The sequence below is a fragment of the Rickettsia endosymbiont of Culicoides newsteadi genome (assembly GCF_002259525.1).
Classification (GTDB): domain Bacteria; phylum Pseudomonadota; class Alphaproteobacteria; order Rickettsiales; family Rickettsiaceae; genus Tisiphia.
On sequence record NZ_MWZE01000001.1, the window covers coordinates 32,984 to 49,708 of the forward strand.

Consider the following 16,725-nt stretch of genomic DNA (forward strand, 5'->3'; position numbering starts at 1 on the left):
TTACTACCAAATAATGGGTCTTGAAGCTGTTTATCCTAAAATGAATTTGAGTAAAAGAAATCAGGCACATAAAATATATCCTTATTTATTAAAAGATTTAGAGGTAACATACTCAAATCAAGTATGGTGTTCAGATATCACTTACATAAGGTTGCAACAAGGATTTGTTTATTTGGTAGCCATTATGGATTGGCACAGTCGTTATATACTTAGCTGGCGGGTATCTATTAGTTTAGAAAGTACTTTTTGTGTAGAGGCTCTTGAGGAAGCTATAGAACAATATGGTATACCAAAGATTTTTAACACAGACCAAGGAGTGCAATTTACGTCTGAGCAATTTATCTGTATTTTAAAAAAATATAATATTCAAATAAGTATGGATGGCAAAGGTAGAGCTTTGGACAACGTGTTTATTGAGCGATTTTGGCGTTCGTTGAAACAGGAAAAAATTTATCGAATAATTTTAACAATTGTAAAGGAGGCAAAAGCAGCTATTAAGGAATATATCGATTTTTATAACCACGAAAGAATGCACCAAGCATTGGGGTATAGGACTCCTAGCTTGATGTACTATAAACAAAAAGTTGCATAATAGTGACAATAATAATTTCATGGGAATTATATCTCTAAATTGCTAAATTTTTGTCTAGACAAAGGAGACCACCATATTCCTTCTTACTGTTGCAACTTATTTATTCTCCTCTGATAACTTAACATAAAATTTTGTCAACAGAACCTAGCTCTCTTTTATCATTTTGGCGTTATTTAGTACGATAAATGATCCCATACATCCTGAGTCCATAAAACCATTTGACCAATTATCCCTACATTCTCTTCTTTGACTTCTGGCATTGGCGGTATTATTGCAAGGTCTTGACGAGTTTGAAACAATAATTGCTCGATAGAATGCCCCGCTTCATTAGAAACTAGTAGATTATGATTTTTCCATAGCTCTGCTATCAAGCACGCCAGTTCAGAATGAATAGTTGGGACATCCTGTTTGGAACTAAAACCTACTCCTTCGACTTCAATATGATAACCTTTTTTATCTAATTCATATTTTTGTAATATTTTATCAACTTCTCTTTGAGTAGCAATTGTTTGGCGTTGAATGTAAGGGTTATTGCTGATAAATAAAATAACATAATCTTTTTGCTCACCAAGCCCCCCACTCAAAATCTTATCAACAAGAGTAACTGCAGCATCATAAGCAGTAGTAGCGGTATTAGGTCTTGAGTTATTGTTGCCCAGTTCGGTATTTATTACTTCAGCTGAGCTTCTCTGCTCCTTATTAAGGAAGTTATTTAATAAATCCTCACTCATCAGGCTTTCTGTGAGCTTTGTTTCATCTGTAGTTGCATAATTAGGATAGACTCTTCCAGGAAAGAAACCTGCAGGACATTCTTCTTTTGTGGTATATTGAATGAAGGGTTGTGTTAGTTCTAAAACAATATTATAACTTTTAGCAAGTGACCCCATATATTCCTTCCCTTCCTCTGTACGAGCTGAATCTTCTCCAACTAATAAAGAAGCATCTAATTTATTGATATCCCCCTTATCTTGCCATATTTTTAGTAATTTATCGTATGTCTCTGGGTTAATACCATCAATATTAGCCCATAATGGTCTTGCTCCGGCTAATACTAATACTGATCCATTAATTTTAATTTGTTCTATTATTTTATTATAGTAAATTATCCGTGCCAATAAGCCAATTCTAGAGGCTCCAGCAATCCAGCTTTCAGCATATTCCTGATGTTGGGGTGGTATTTCATCAATAAGCCCTAATTGTTTGGCAGCATCAATATATTGAGAGGCATATTTAATCATCCAATTTTCATTGGTTAGTTCATTACGTTCCTGACCAACTTTACGATTAAATGCATTCTGAGCAACATATAGTAACCAATCTTCAACATCTCGTACACTCAATTCATTAGTAGCTTTAAATAAATTTTTACGCAATAATTTAGCATCGAATTGATCAGGAGCATCTTGAGTAGCTCGAGATTTAATTAAACTTCTAGAAATTGAAGCAAATATTTTTTCTGAATTACTAGTTTTATCAAAACATGCTAGATCACGCCATAATTTTTCTGGTTGTAAATATCCGGCTAGATGAAGAATCTTTAACAAACTGTCTTGCTGAGTTGGGGAAGTGAAACCTAATCCCTTAGCAGCTATCTCAAATTTAGAAAGTTCTGACGAGCGTTTATAACCTTCATATGTTACCCCAGTAAACATCCCTGTTACTATAATAGGTAGCATCATTTTTTGTAAGAGTTTAGCTTTAGACATATTGTAAATCCTGTAGTTTAATTATTGTGTTATCCATACTAATACTATATGTCACCCCTGCTCTCTTGTCACCACTACTCATCTTGTCATACCTACTCTCTTGTCATACCTGCGTAAGCAGGTATCTAGATTCCCGCCTACGCGGCAATGACAAAAAGTCAGATGTCATGTATGGACGGTTATTACTACAATCCCAGATTTTTTGGATTTTGGTATTTAATCCAAATATCAATTAACAATTTAGTAATAATAATCGCAGAAAACATCGATGATATTATACCAATAGTTAGTGTTACCGCGAAGCCTTTTATAGCACCAACACCAAACATAAAAAGTAAAAACGCCGCTATCAAAGTTGTCACGTTTGAGTCAAGAATTGTCGCAAAAGCTGATTCAAACCCTGTCCTTATAGCATACAGGTTAGATGCCCCCTTTTTAAGCTCTTCCCTTATTCTCTCATAAATGAGTACATTGGCATCAACCGCCATGCCAATCGTTAATATTATACCAGCAATTCCCGGTAGAGTTAATGTCGCTTGGAAAAGTGACAATAAAGCTAGAATATAGAGTAGGGCTAGACTTAATGCTATATTGGCAAAAATTCCAAGAATTCCGTACGACCAAATCATAAATATCACCACACTGGCAAAACCAATCATCCCTGCTTTCTTACCTGCCTCTATTGAGTCTGCCCCAAGATTTGGCCCTATGGTTCGTTCCTCTATTATCTTTAAAGGAGCTGGTAACGAACCAGCTCTAAGTAATAAGGCTAATTCATTGGCTGATTCAACAGTAAAATTACCTGAAATTATACCACTTCCTCCAAGAATTGGTTCATTAATTACTGGAGCACTTAATAATTTATTATCAAGCACGATCGCAAGCCTTTTACCAGAATTATTTTTGGTTATTTCCGCAAATAATTTGCTACCAAGATTATTAAAGGAAAAAGCAACGGCTGGTTGAGTATTTTGGTTAAAAGAAGCTTGAGCAGTTATTAGCTGCTCACCACTAACAATAACTTTTTTCTTAACAACTACATAATATTCTTTTTTATCTGAATTTTCTCCTTTAACTAAGATTGAGCCAGAGGGTAAACGCCCATTTATTGCTTCTTGTATGTTGGCATTTTCGTCAACTAAATGGAAGGTTAATTTTGCAGTTTTACCAAGAATATTTTTCAGTTGTTGTGGGTTTTCCTCACCTGGTACCTGGAGCAATATATGTTTATCGCCTTGCCTCTGTATGTTAGGCTCTTTGGTACCTGTACTATCCACTCTCATTCTAATTATTTCGATTGATTGAGCAATTACTTTTTGCCTTAATTCGGCAAGTTTAGAATCATTATAGCTAAGCTTAATATTAGAATTATCTTGTTCTACAGTAATTTCTCGGTCAATTTTACCTAAAATCTTTTTTATTGTTTTGTAATCTTCTGGGTTTCTTAATTCAAACTGTACCATGTGATTTTTAGCAATAAGATTTTTATAGCCTACCTTATCTTCCCGTAAATATTTTCGTAAATGGTCAGTCAAACCTTCCATTACATCATTTAAATAGGCGTCAAAATCGACATCTAGCAATAGATGAGCACCACCTCTTAAATCAAGACCAAGATTTACCCTATAATTGGGTAATATTTTTGAATCTATAGTTGTAAAATTAGGTAAAGCACAAATAAATGCTCCTATTGTACATAAAATAGACAAGAATATTTTCCATTTAGCAATATTATGCACCGTTATTTTCCTTTGTCTTTTTTACTTTTATTAACAGCTATAGCTTCTTTTTTATGACGACTTGTAATATCGAGTATTGCAGATTTTAAAACTTTGATTCGTATATTTTCAGATATTTCAAGGTCTATTGTGTTGTCAGTATCGTTAATCTTGCTGACTATACCAAAGATTCCGCTATTAGTTACTACCTCTTCGCCCTTTTTTACGCTACTCACCACACTTTCTTTCTCCTTACGACGTTTTTCTTGCGGTCTAATTAGGAAAAAATAAAATACAATGAAAATTAATACCATCGGCACCATGCTTGTTAATACTGACTGCATAGATGATTCAGGTGCTGCTGGAACTACTTCTACAGTTTCTTTGATTGATATTGTATCGTCATCTGCATAGGCATTTTCTATAAACATAATATATCTCCTGATGTTTATCTTTTACTGTAGTAAAAGTAGTTGTGTTAACTAGCAAACTACGTCATTGCGAGGAGTGTGTAAACACGACGAAGCAATCCATATGATAAGCTTCATGGATTGCCACGCTCACGTACGTTCGCTCGCAATGACAGAAGTGCCTTACCCAAACCTCATTGCGAAGAGCCGCTTTACGGCGACGAAGCAATCCAGGAAAACGATAAATTTGGATTGCTTCGGGCTTCACCCCTCCTCGCAATGACGGTAATGTTAGCTATATAATGACATACTTACTCAAAACAAGCTAGTAAAGATTCGTATCTAGCTATATCTAATTTTATAATATCATTCTTTGTCTCACCCTTTTCTTCGCTTATTTCTTTTTTTAACAATACTATCTTTTCAGCTATTTCATGGGTTTGTAAGTTGTTGGTATCAACAGCAAATTCAGTTACTATATTAACGTTGGTCTTAGTAACTTCAGCTAATCCCGAATAAACAAAATACTTTAATACAGAATTACCTACTGTTATTTTTGTTAAACCAGCTTTTAAACTAGAAATCAGTAACTCATGACCAGGTAAAACACCAAATTCTCCTAATTCTCCATGCATTGTTACTTCTTGAGCTTCCTGGTCAAATACAATACTTGTAGGTGTTACAATTTTAACCCTAATTATTTTGTTCATTTATGCAATCCATTTATGCAATTTTCTCTTTAAGCATTTCAGCTTTCTCTACTGCTTCATCAATACTACCTATCATATAAAAAGCTGCTTCTGGTAAATGATCATATTTGCCAGAAACCAAACCTTGAAACCCTTCAATAGTATCAGCTAAACTGACAAACTTTCCAGACATACCTGTAAATACTTCGGCAACATGGAAAGGTTGGGATAAAAATCGTTGTATTTTCCTGGCTCTGGTAACAGTTAATTTATCTGCTTCCGACAACTCATCCATTCCTAAAATGGCAATTATATCTTGCAGCGACTTATATGTCTGTAAAACTTTTTGTACCTCTCGAGCCACTGAGTAATGTTTTTCTCCAACAATTGCTGGACTTAGCAATTGTGAACCGCTATCGAGTGGATCTACTGCCGGATAAATACCAAGCTCAGCAATTTGTCGACTAAGTACAGTCGTTGCATCCAAATGAGTAAAAGAGGCAGCAGGAGCAGGATCAGTTAGATCATCGGCTGGCACATAAATAGCCTGTACCGAAGTAATTGATCCAAACTTTGTTGAAGTAATACGTTCTTGCAACTCACCCATATCAGTTGCTAATGTTGGTTGATAACCCACTGCCGAAGGTATTCTACCTAAAAGGGCTGATACCTCAGAACCAGCCTGAGTGAATCGGAAAATATTATCGACAAAAAACAAGACATCCTGTCCGCCATCTAAATCCCTGAAACTTTCGGCTATAGTGAGTCCAGTTAAAGCAACTCTAGCCCTTGCACCGGGCGGTTCGTTCATTTGCCCATAAACCAGAGCTACTTTAGATTTTTCTGGATTTTCTAGATCAATTACATTGGAATCAATCATTTCATGATACAAATCATTGCCTTCTCTAGTCCTTTCTCCAACTCCAGCAAAAACCGTATATCCTCCATGAGCTTTGGCGATATTATTAATAAGCTCCATAATTAATACTGTTTTTCCTACCCCAGCACCACCAAATAACCCAATCTTTCCTCCTTTTGAATAAGGAGCTAACAGATCAATGACTTTAATTCCTGTAACCAAAATGTTTTTTTCCGTTGATTGATCAACAAAACTGGGAGCTGAGTGGTAAATTGAAGCAGATTTAGTTGAAGTAATGTTACCTCTTCCATCAATCGGCATACCAATTACGTTCATTATACGCCCAAGTGTTGCCGTGCCAACAGGTACCTTAATGGTATCTCCTGTATCTACCACCTCTTGACCTCTTACTAACCCCTCTGTTGGATTCATAGATATGCATCTAACAATATCATCTCCGATATGTTGCGATACTTCTAATATCACCTTTTCTCCATTATTATAGCATTCAAGTGCATTAAGAATTTTCGGCAATTTAGCATCATTAATAAACTGTACATCAACCACAGCTGAGATAATTTGCACAATCTTACCAATAGTCTTGCCAATAATTTTTGTCATATTTTACCTTACATTATATTTGTCTATCTATAGTAAATTAGACCCTAATTGTCATTACGAGAAGCTACTTTAGTAACAACAAAGCAATCCATTTCTAATTACCTTTATGGATTGCCACGCTCACATACGTTCGCTCGCAATGACGGAACTGATTTACCAAACGTCATTGCGAGGAGGCGTGAGCCGACGAAGCAATCCATTCGCTCACAATGAGCATCCAGCAACCTAATTAATTTATATAGCTTCTGCTCCTGCAATAATTTCAATTAAATCCCGAGTAATTATATCTTGTCTAGACCTATTCAGCGTTAATGTTAACTTATTAATAAGCTCATCAGCATTTTTTGTGGCATTATCCATCGCTGTCATTCTAGCTCCTTCTTCACTAACTCTACTTTGTAGTAGAGCATAATTAATTTGTGCGGTTACATAAAGATTAATCATATTCAAAACAAGCCCCTCGCCTTCATATTCATAGCTTAAATACTGCTCACTTGAGTATTGCTCACTTGAAGATAGCTGCTGTTCAATTGGTAATATTTGCTGTTTAGTGGCAATCTGGGTTATAGCATTTTTACATTTATTAAAATATATCTGACAACTGCTAATTTTACCACTATCCACCATCTCCGTTATTTTATCTTTAATCTGAAATGCCAAATTATTATTATGATATTTGGGAAAATCATAATAATTGTCAATATAATGGGAATATTGCCATTTGAATAGATCGTAGCCTTTTTTACCAATAATAATAAGCCTTACTTGTTTACCAGCATTTTCCAAATTTGCAATATCAAATTTCACCTGTTTGAACACTGCAAAATTGAAAGAACCACATAAACCGCGTTCCGAGGTAACTACTACCAATAAATGAGGCTTATTTATATTTACATCACTTGAAAAGAATTTTTTTTCTTCTTCAGTCATATTTTGCAAATTATTCCTAGATGCTACATTAGACATTGTATTCCGCAAAATCTCAATATAATCTTCTGAGTCCTTAATTTGGCTTTTGGCTTTGGTAAATTTGGTAGCCGAGACTATTTGCATAGCCTTAGTAATTTTTTGCGTTGATTTAACACTTTTAATACGAGATCTTAATTGCTTTAAACCTGACATAGCTACCCAACTTTATTGTCAGTAAGAAAGTTCTGTACAAATTTTTCTAAGAAAAATTTTAACTTTTCTTCCGTTTCTTTAATGATTTGTCCCTGATTTTTAATGGATAATAAAATATCGTTTTCTTTAAGCTTTATTTCTTGGAGTAATTTAAGCTCAAATTCTTTTACTAACTCAACAGGAATATTATCGAGATAATTTTTCACCCCAGCATAAAGACTTACTACCTGTTCTTCAACAGAGAAGGGAGCATATTGATCCTGCTTCAATATCTCACTTAACCTTGTACCATGTGAGATAAGCTGCTTAGTTGAGCTGTCTAAATCTGAACTAAACTGAGCAAAAGCGGCTAATTCCCTAAATTGGGCTAATTCAAGTTTGACACTTCCTGCTACTTGTTTCATAGATTTTACTTGAGCAGCTGATCCTACCCTACTCACTGATATACCAATATTTACCGCCGGTCTGATACCTTTATAAAATAGTTCATTCTCTAAAAAAATCTGTCCATCAGTAATTGATATAACATTGGTTGGAATATATGCAGAAACATCACCTGCCTGGGTCTCAATAATCGGCAAAGCCGTAAGAGAACCCCCACCATCTTTATCCGACATATTTGCTGCTCGTTCCAGTAACCTAGAATGTAGGTAAAATATATCTCCCGGATATGCTTCACGCCCTGGTGGTCTTCTGAGCAATAGAGAGATTTGTCTATAGGCAACAGCATGTTTACTCAAATCATCGTAAATAACTAATGCATGCATGCCATTATCACGAAAATACTCACCAATACTACAGCCAGTGTAAGGTGCCACATATTGCAACGCAACAGGATCAGAGGCGGTGGCTGCAACAACTACTGTATATTCCATAGCCCCTGAATCTTCCAATTTTTTTACTACCTGTGCGACAGTCGACCTTTTTTGACCAATAGCTACGTAAATACAATAAATCTTATTTTTTTCATCGCCATCAAGATGAGCTTGTCTTTGGTTAATAATCGTATCGATGGCAATAGCCGTTTTTCCTACTTGCCTGTCACCAATAATTAACTCCCGCTGACCTCTACCAATAGGAATTAGGGAATCAATCACTTTGATACCCGTTTGCACCGGGTCTTTAACACTTTGTCTAGAAATGATCCCCGGAGCCTTTTCTTCTATATTCCTGTAGCTATCAGTTATAATTTCGCCTTTACCGTCAATAGGACTTGCCATACCATCAACGACCCTACCAAGCAATGCTTTACCGACTGGTACTTGTATAATCTTACCAGTTCTTTTGACCGAATCTCCTTGCTTTACTTCGCGATCGTCACCAATCAATATGATATTTACCGAGTCTGTTTCAAGATTAAGAGCAAGACCTTTCACCCCCGAGGCAAACTCAACTACCTCACCAGCTCCTACATTATCGATACCGTATACTCTAGCTATACCATCTCCAACTGTTATAACTTGCCCTACTTCTTGTAAATCGCTAAATTGTTCAATATTAGCAATTTCTTTTTTTAGTACTTCAGCAAGTTCAACAGCCTTTAATTTTTGGGAAGAACCCATAATTATTTACCTCGTAAATCTTATTTAATAATTTTTAATCCAAACGTCATTCCGAGACCACATAGTGGTCGTGGCAATCCATTTCTAACTATCTATATAACCTAAATCTTTGTAGTTTTTAAGGTTTTTATTATCTTTTTTAACATTCCATCAATAGAGTAATCCCTAACTACGCTATCATATTGTATAATAATACCACCAATAATTGACTGATTCTGACTAAATTTTATCGCAACTTTCTGCTGAAAATCAGTTTCTAAATGTTTTGTTAACCATTGTTTTTCTTCACTATGCAAAATTTTAGCAGAAGTGATTGTTACCATCTTAATATTTCTACTTTTATTAAGTAATTGTTGGTACAATACAACTATATTTGATAAAATAGGCATACGTGAATGTTTTAGTAATATTAATAATAACTGCTTAACTGTAGATTCAACACTAAAGTTTTTTGCAATTAATTCAATTATTTTACATTTATCAATATTTTTCACTATAGGAGAAAATATCGCCTCCTTGATTTGTGCATTATCATTGATAAGCTGATCAATAATCTTAATCTGCTCAAATATTTTATCTTCCAAAGCATTAGCTAGTGCATTATTAAATAACGCAGAAGTATAATTTTGTACTAATTTAGTATTGATCATTATACTGTTACATCCATAAAACTCTAATAAGCCAAGCAATAATAAACCACATAAAGCCATGAAAACAAACCATGTAAGACTGCCCATAACACAGAGTGGTTGATGTTAAATGAAATAGCCATAGCCAATGCCGAGCCAAATGATACACCATGCCGCATAACGATATTTATTCGCCGCTTTCGTGGAAAAGTTTCATAATCCTCAGCATTCATCTTACTCATTGCCTGTACCTCATATTTAAATTTAATTGCAAGTTGTTATTCTTGCTCTCTTGTCATCCGCCTCTCTTGTCACCCCTGCGTAACCAGGAGTCTTAGATTCCCGCCTACGCGGGAGTAACAAATAGTACTTATAACACAATCTATCCTTACCACTAAGTATATTTAGAAAAAAATAAATCAAATATGAATGGCTCTACCATAGGCCTGCAATACTGACTCACTCATCATTTCCGATAAAGTTGGGTGAGGGAAAATGGTATTGATTAAATCAAGCTCTGTACCTTCCATAGTTCTAGCAATTACATAACCTTGAATTAGCTCGGTAACCTCTTCGCCTATCAAGTGCGCCCCTAGCAATTCCCCAGTTTTTGTATCAAATATTGTTTTAATCATCCCTTCAGTACACCCATCAACCAGGGCTTTCCCATTAGCGATAGATGGGAATTTGCCAATTTTCACTTGGTAACCAGCTTTTTTCGCTTGTTCTTCAGTAAGCCCTACACTAGCAATCTGCGGTGAGGAATAAGTACAACCTGGAATATTACGATTTTCTAGAGGATGAGCTTTAAGACCGGCAATAGTTTCTACAGCAATAATACCTTCATGACTTGCCTTGTGTGCAAGCCACGGGGGAGATGTGACATCACCTATTGCATAAATTCCTTGTTCATCAGTTTGCATAAACTGATTGGTAACAATATGACCTCTATCTATTTTTATATTAGTTTTTTCTAAATTAAGATTTTCCGTATTGCCAACTATACCAACTGCCATAAGCAAAGTTTCAGCTTGTATTTTGTGGTTCTTACCTTCTATCTCAACTTCAATCATAACATGATCTTGTGTTTGGCTATGATTTAACAACTTACTATTAGTATGAATTTTTATACCCTTTTTCTCAAAAATTTTTCGTGCCATTAAAGAAATTTCTTCATCTTCAGCTTGTAAAATCCTATTTTGTACTTCAATTATGGTGACGTTTGTTCCTAAAGAGTTATAAAATGAAGCAAATTCTATACCAATCGCTCCTGATCCAACTATAATCATAGATTTTGGTAATTTATCCAAAATCATAGCCTCCTTAGAAGTAATAATTTGCTTACCATCTGGTTTAAATCCATCTAAAATCCTAGCTCTTGCACCTGTAGCAATTATTATATCTTGTGCTTTAATTGAAATTTTTTGACCGTTACTATCAATATTTACCACTTTGCCAGCTCCAAGTACAGCAGTGCCATCAATTACCGTAACCTTATTTTTCTTTAGTAAGGACTTAATGCCAGATGTTAACTGCGTCGATATATCTCTAGAACGCTGTACTATTTTTTTTAAGTCAAAGCTTGGTTCATTGACTATAATACCATAATCTTGAGCATGCTTAATTTTCTGAAATAATTCAGCTGATTTAAGTAGTGCTTTTGTTGGTATACATCCCCAATTTAAACAAACCCCTCCTAAATGCTCTCTCTCAATCAACACAACTTTTTTATTTAGTTGTGCCGCCCTAATTGCCGCAACATAACCACCAGGCCCACCGCCAATAATTGCTATATCATAATTTTCCATTAATATTTCCACTTATTCATTCATTGCTATTTTTAATGCTTTATTTACTCCAACCAGATTATAGTGAATTAACTTGAATTAGCAACGTTATAAATCCTATTAGTATTTAGCTTCAGCGTCATTGCGAGAAGTCACTTTAGTGGGGACGAAGCAATCCAAAAAACTATTAAAATGGATTGCTTCGGAGGCTTATGCCTCCTCGCAATGACAGTATGATGGGTGCTTATTCGGCACTAATTCAGGTTAATTGACTATAACTTATAACCAGTGGCTAATTGCAGTTAATCTAAGAAAACCTTTTGAAGAGATTTTTTTGCTAATTTTCCTTCAGTAAGAAAGTCCTTATTTAAATGAGTAACTTTATTATTTAATAACCTTAACTGTAAGTAATCACTAATTGCCTGGGTAAATTCACCAATTTTGTTCCGAAAAAAATGATCGGCTCCATGGATGAGCTTATAGTCGACAGTTATATGTTTCTGCTTAGACAGCTTTCCTACCAGTTCAAGTACTGATTCTTCTGACACAATACTATCATTGTCCCCTTGTATTACAAAACCGGAAATAGGGCATTGAGACAAGAAGGAAAAATCATATTTATTTACTGGTGGGGATACCATAATAAAATTATTAATCTCTGGTCTTCTCATGATAAGTTGCATGGCTATCCAGGCTCCAAAAGAAAAGCCTGCTATTAAATTTATACTACCTGTAGGATTGTTAAGCTGCAACCAATCAAGTGCTGTCGCCGCATCAGTCATTTCCCCAATACCATTATCAAACTCTCCTTGAGAGCGTCCAACTCCTCGAAAATTAATTCTGAGTACTGTGAATCCATTCGATACTAGTGTTCTATATACATTATAAACCACTTTGTTATTCATAGTGCCACCGTGAAGTGGATGTGGATGTAATACCAAAGCAAGTGGAGCCTTAGAATCGCTAGATTTAGTATACAGCCCTTCAATCCGACCAGCAGGACCATTAAAAAAAACTTCAGCCATAATTATACACTATCATATATTAATTTATATCGATCGCTAAGCTATATGAATAATTTAAATTTTGTTACATAGCCTAAGAACAATAAGTGAGAATTATAGCACGCTACTTGATATATTTCAAGATAACTAATGTATTCTATTATTTTGGTTTCCTTAAAAAAGCTGGAATATCATGGATATCAACGTCTACATCGCTCTTTTGGGAAATTGGAGGAATATGGTTTTTGATTTGCTCTTGATTTTGATTAGTATTGGATTTTAGTGAATTCCACATTCTACTGAGTAAAGATGCTTTGGCATCATTGCTACTTATAGTTGGCTGATTTGGTATATTAATTGATGTCGCCTGAACGTTTAAGTTTAAAGGCTGTACTCCAGAATCTACTAAGCTAGCTTTTTCACCAGTATATTGGGCAAAATCTGGAATTTCTTCTAAAACTGTTGTCTCTATTAAATCATGGTTATTAGCTACTTGTTCACAACTTGCAGGACTACTAGTTACTGATTCAATAGGTTGGGGTTTGTTGCTTATAACTTGATCAGCATCAATACCAGTAGCAACTACCGATACCCGAATAACACCATTTAATTCTTGATTAAACGTTGAACCAAAAATAATATTAGCATCACTATCCCCTACTTCTTCTCTAATTCTATTAGCCGCACTATCAACCTCAAATAAGGTCATATCCGCACCACCAGTAATGTTAATTAACACCCCTCTAGCACCACGCATTGAGTTATGATCTAATAGTGGATTAGAGATAGCCGCTTCAGCTGCCTTAACCGCTCTATCCTCACCAGATGCTTCTCCCGTACCCATCATAGCTTTACCCATTTCGCTCATCACTGTTCTAATGTCAGCAAAGTCTAGGTTAATCAGACCTGGCATGATCATCAAATCAGTAACCCCTCTGACTCCGGCATGTAATACATCATCTGCCATTTTAAAGGCATCGGCAAAGGTAGTATTTTCATTTGCTATACGAAATAAATTTTGATTCGGTATTACTATCAAAGTATCAACAAATCTTTGTAGTTCTAGTAAACCTTGTTCAGCAGTTTTAATTCTATGTTTTCCTTCAAAATGAAAAGGTTTAGTAACTACCCCCACAGTAAGAATTCCTAGCTCCTTAGCAATCTTTGCCACAACCGGAGAAGCACCTGTACCAGTACCTCCACCCATACCGGCAGTGATAAACACCATATTGCTACCTTCTAAATGCCCCTTAATCTCGTCAGCTGATTCTTCAGCTGCTAAAGCCCCGATTTCTGGAGACGCACCAGCTCCAAGACCTTTAGTAATCGCAACACCTAACTGTATTTTGTTGTCGCATAAGGAATGTTCGAGTGATTGGGCATCAGTATTGGCAACAACAAAGTTTGCTCCTTGCAATTTGGCAAGTAGCATATTATTTATTGCATTACCACCAGCTCCTCCAACACCAAATACTGTGATAATTGGTTTAAGAATTACATTTTCTGGTGCTTTGAGATGTAAAGCCATAATAATATTTTACCTGTTAAATATAAATTGTTTTTAGTATAATAAAGAATCTGAAAATTTCTACCATAAAATATATTTCATAAAGAGCATCAGTCTAATTATACCATATTTTTTGCTACCACTAAGCGATCAAACTCCTCACCTGATAAAAAATTTAATTTTATAGCAGCTTCTCTTAAAGTTATACCTTCTTGATAGGCTTTTTTTGCAACTTTTGCCGCATTATCATAACCTATATGCGGATTTAAGGCTGTCACTAACATCAGCGATTGCTCTCTCAGCTTATTAATACGTTCTATATTCGGCTCTAAACCTTCAATACAATGCGTAACAAAACTATTGATGCTAGCAGAAATCAACTCTATTGACTGCAAAATATTATATATTATAACCGGCTTAAATGTATTTAATTCAAGATGGCCGTTTGATCCGGCTATAGCTACTGCAAGATTATTGCCCATAACCTGCACGCAAACCATAGTCAATGCTTCAATTTGTGTTGGATTAACCTTACCTGGCATAATTGAAGAACCAGGCTCATTTTCCGGTAAATGTAATTCACCAAAACCACATCTTGGTCCCGATCCTAATAGCCTAATGTCATTAGCCATTTTCATTAAACTTCCTGCTATGGTATTTAGAGTACCAGAAAATTCTACTAATGCATCATGAGTAGCTAATGCTTCAAATTTATTAGCAGCACTTTTGAAAGGATAGTTGGTATATGCAGCAACTTGATCAGAGAATCTTACAGCAAATTCTTTACGGCAATTAATACCAGTCCCCACTGCAGTTCCACCTTGGGCTAAAAAATATACTCTTTTTAGTGACTCCTCAACTCGTTCTATGGCATAGGCTATTTGCGTTACATAACCAGAAAATTCTTGCCCAAGCGTTATTGGCGTAGCGTCCTGCAAATGAGTACGTCCTATCTTAACTATATTATTCCAAGCTGTAGCTTTGGTATTTAACGCCGAATATAGGCTGGTTAATGCTGGAATTAATTGTTGTTTACTAGCGAGTATGGTTGCGATATGCATAGCAGTTGGAAACGAGTCGTTGGATGATTGTGCCATATTTACATGATCATTTGGATGAATTGGCGATTTACCACCCTTCTTGCCTACTAATTGTTCATTACCAATAGAGGCTATTACCTCATTGATATTCATATTAGTCTGAGTACCAGAGCCAGTCTGCCATACTACTAAAGGAAATTGATCATCAAATTCCCCTTTTAATATTCTAGAGGTAGCTTGATCTATTGCTTCTGATATTTCAGGCTTAAGATCGCCTAATTCTTTATTGACCTTTGCTGCACATTTTTTTAAAATTGCTAGTGCCTTAATCAACTGAATAGGCATTTTTTGATCGCCTATCTTAAAATTCTCAAGAGACCTTTGAGTTCCCGCCCCCCAGTAAAATTGATCGTCTACTTTGATTTCTCCAAATGAATCGGTTTCAATTCTATAATTTTTCATATAAATTTTTCTTTTTCGCTTTTATTATATTTATAACTAATCCGACTGTCATTGCGAGGAGGTCGCCAGACCGACGAAGCAACCCATTTCTATTCACTTTTTCTTGGATTGCCGCGTCGCCGCTTTTAGCGGCTCCTCGCAATGACGAGTTATAGAAGTATACGTCATTGCGAGACCACATAGTGGTCGCGGCAATCCACACATTATTGGATTGCTTCATCGGTTTACGCCTCCTCGCAATGACGGCTTGAGGACGTAAGGTCTTCTCGCAATGACAAGTCTGGTTAGTCAATTCACTCATCATCAACAGGGTTACCTGAATCATCAGTATTCAAAGATTGTTCATCAAACATGAAGAAAAAGGCTTTAATACTATTATTAGGGGTTTCTATGAATATAGCCCCATCTTGATAAATGCCATTATCTTTACTGTGTGAGTTATAGTTCCCCTGATTCAGATGTATATCATGTATACCTCTAGGAGGAAGTTGAGAATGTTGTTGTTTTAGCTGTAATCCATAAGGTACTACTTCCCTTGTTTCAGTATCATCATAAGACTCACCTAAAATACATATCTTTGTACCACGGATAATATGCATGTCTAGCAAAGATGAAATTTCTTGCCATGATTTTGCTAAACTATTCTTTAAATAATCTACTGGCAAAATTCCACTGCGAAAATAATCAAGTCTATAGGCTTGATTTAACTTATCTAAGCGAAATAATCCCTCATTTCCTAGTTTAGCTAAATTAGTTAACAATTCATTATTATCCAACTGATCGACATAGTATAGTTTAACATTAGCTCTAGAATCAGACTGAATATCTATATTTACTTGATAGTCTAGTTGGTTAGCTTGCACTATAAAATTATGGTGAGTCATTGTGTGTTTTGTACTATCTTCTAAATCCTCTAACACAGTACCTTTTACACATGTATAGTTTTTTAGCATAATAATACCTCATAAGCTTTAATTTATATTATATTAACTTGTCGGTGAGTCAATCTTTTTATAA

At 35.4% G+C, this 16,725-nt stretch carries 14 protein-coding genes; 1 reads left to right on the forward strand and 13 read right to left on the reverse strand.

Annotation, left to right across the window (positions count from 1 at the left end; all coding sequences use genetic code 11):
• Window positions 1-592, forward strand: a 592-nt coding sequence (locus RiCNE_RS00110) for an IS3 family transposase (RefSeq protein WP_157905639.1), incomplete at its 5' end; no start/stop codon positions are given.
• A 173-nt stretch (window positions 593-765) separates the two neighbouring features.
• Here RiCNE_RS00110 and RiCNE_RS00115 read toward each other — a convergent pair.
• The 13 genes from RiCNE_RS00115 to RiCNE_RS00185 all read right to left on the reverse strand — a co-directional run bounded on the left by RiCNE_RS00115 (window position 766) and on the right by RiCNE_RS00185 (window position 16,661).
• Window positions 766-2,298 (reverse strand): hypothetical protein, encoded by a 1,533-nt coding sequence (locus RiCNE_RS00115; RefSeq protein ID WP_094648615.1) that lies wholly within the window; start codon window positions 2,296-2,298, stop codon window positions 766-768.
• Window positions 2,299-2,483: 185 nt separating this feature from the next.
• The gene (gene secD / locus RiCNE_RS00120) at window positions 2,484-4,037 is read right to left on the reverse strand and encodes a protein translocase subunit SecD (RefSeq protein WP_094648616.1); all 1,554 of its coding nucleotides are present in this window, start codon (window positions 4,035-4,037) and stop codon (window positions 2,484-2,486) included.
• 2 nt (window positions 4,038-4,039) lie between these two features.
• Window positions 4,040-4,447, reverse strand: a complete 408-nt coding sequence (gene yajC, locus RiCNE_RS00125; RefSeq protein WP_094648617.1) for a preprotein translocase subunit YajC — start codon at window positions 4,445-4,447, stop codon at window positions 4,040-4,042.
• Between the two features lie 290 nt (window positions 4,448-4,737).
• The gene (gene atpC / locus RiCNE_RS00130; RefSeq protein WP_094648618.1) at window positions 4,738-5,136 is read right to left on the reverse strand and encodes an ATP synthase F1 subunit epsilon; all 399 of its coding nucleotides are present in this window, start codon (window positions 5,134-5,136) and stop codon (window positions 4,738-4,740) included.
• Between the two features lie 13 nt (window positions 5,137-5,149).
• Window positions 5,150-6,595: a F0F1 ATP synthase subunit beta gene (gene atpD / locus RiCNE_RS00135; RefSeq protein ID WP_458692640.1), complete on the reverse strand. Its 1,446-nt coding sequence runs from the start codon at window positions 6,593-6,595 to the stop codon at window positions 5,150-5,152.
• A gap of 234 nt (window positions 6,596-6,829) precedes the next feature.
• Window positions 6,830-7,717, reverse strand: coding sequence for an ATP synthase F1 subunit gamma (atpG, locus tag RiCNE_RS00140; RefSeq protein ID WP_094648619.1), 888 nt, complete (start codon window positions 7,715-7,717; stop codon window positions 6,830-6,832).
• Between the two features lie 2 nt (window positions 7,718-7,719).
• Window positions 7,720-9,279: a F0F1 ATP synthase subunit alpha gene (gene atpA / locus RiCNE_RS00145; RefSeq protein WP_094648620.1), complete on the reverse strand. Its 1,560-nt coding sequence runs from the start codon at window positions 9,277-9,279 to the stop codon at window positions 7,720-7,722.
• A gap of 101 nt (window positions 9,280-9,380) precedes the next feature.
• Window positions 9,381-10,016 (reverse strand): ATP synthase F1 subunit delta, encoded by a 636-nt coding sequence (gene atpH, locus RiCNE_RS00150; protein ID WP_094648621.1) that lies wholly within the window; start codon window positions 10,014-10,016, stop codon window positions 9,381-9,383.
• A gap of 311 nt (window positions 10,017-10,327) precedes the next feature.
• Entirely contained in the window at window positions 10,328-11,716 is a 1,389-nt protein-coding gene (lpdA, locus tag RiCNE_RS00160; RefSeq protein ID WP_094648622.1) for a dihydrolipoyl dehydrogenase, read from the reverse strand.
• Window positions 11,717-11,997: 281 nt separating this feature from the next.
• A complete protein-coding gene (locus tag RiCNE_RS00165; RefSeq protein ID WP_094648623.1) occupies window positions 11,998-12,720 on the reverse strand; it encodes an alpha/beta hydrolase in 723 nt (240 codons plus the stop codon).
• Between the two features lie 139 nt (window positions 12,721-12,859).
• Window positions 12,860-14,227, reverse strand: a complete 1,368-nt coding sequence (gene ftsZ / locus RiCNE_RS00170; protein WP_094648624.1) for a cell division protein FtsZ — start codon at window positions 14,225-14,227, stop codon at window positions 12,860-12,862.
• 98 nt (window positions 14,228-14,325) lie between these two features.
• Window positions 14,326-15,708, reverse strand: coding sequence for a class II fumarate hydratase (gene fumC / locus RiCNE_RS00175; protein WP_094648625.1), 1,383 nt, complete (start codon window positions 15,706-15,708; stop codon window positions 14,326-14,328).
• 293 nt (window positions 15,709-16,001) lie between these two features.
• Window positions 16,002-16,661, reverse strand: coding sequence for a DUF2278 family protein (locus RiCNE_RS00185; protein WP_094648627.1), 660 nt, complete (start codon window positions 16,659-16,661; stop codon window positions 16,002-16,004).
• Window positions 16,662-16,725: the final 64 nt, after the last annotated feature.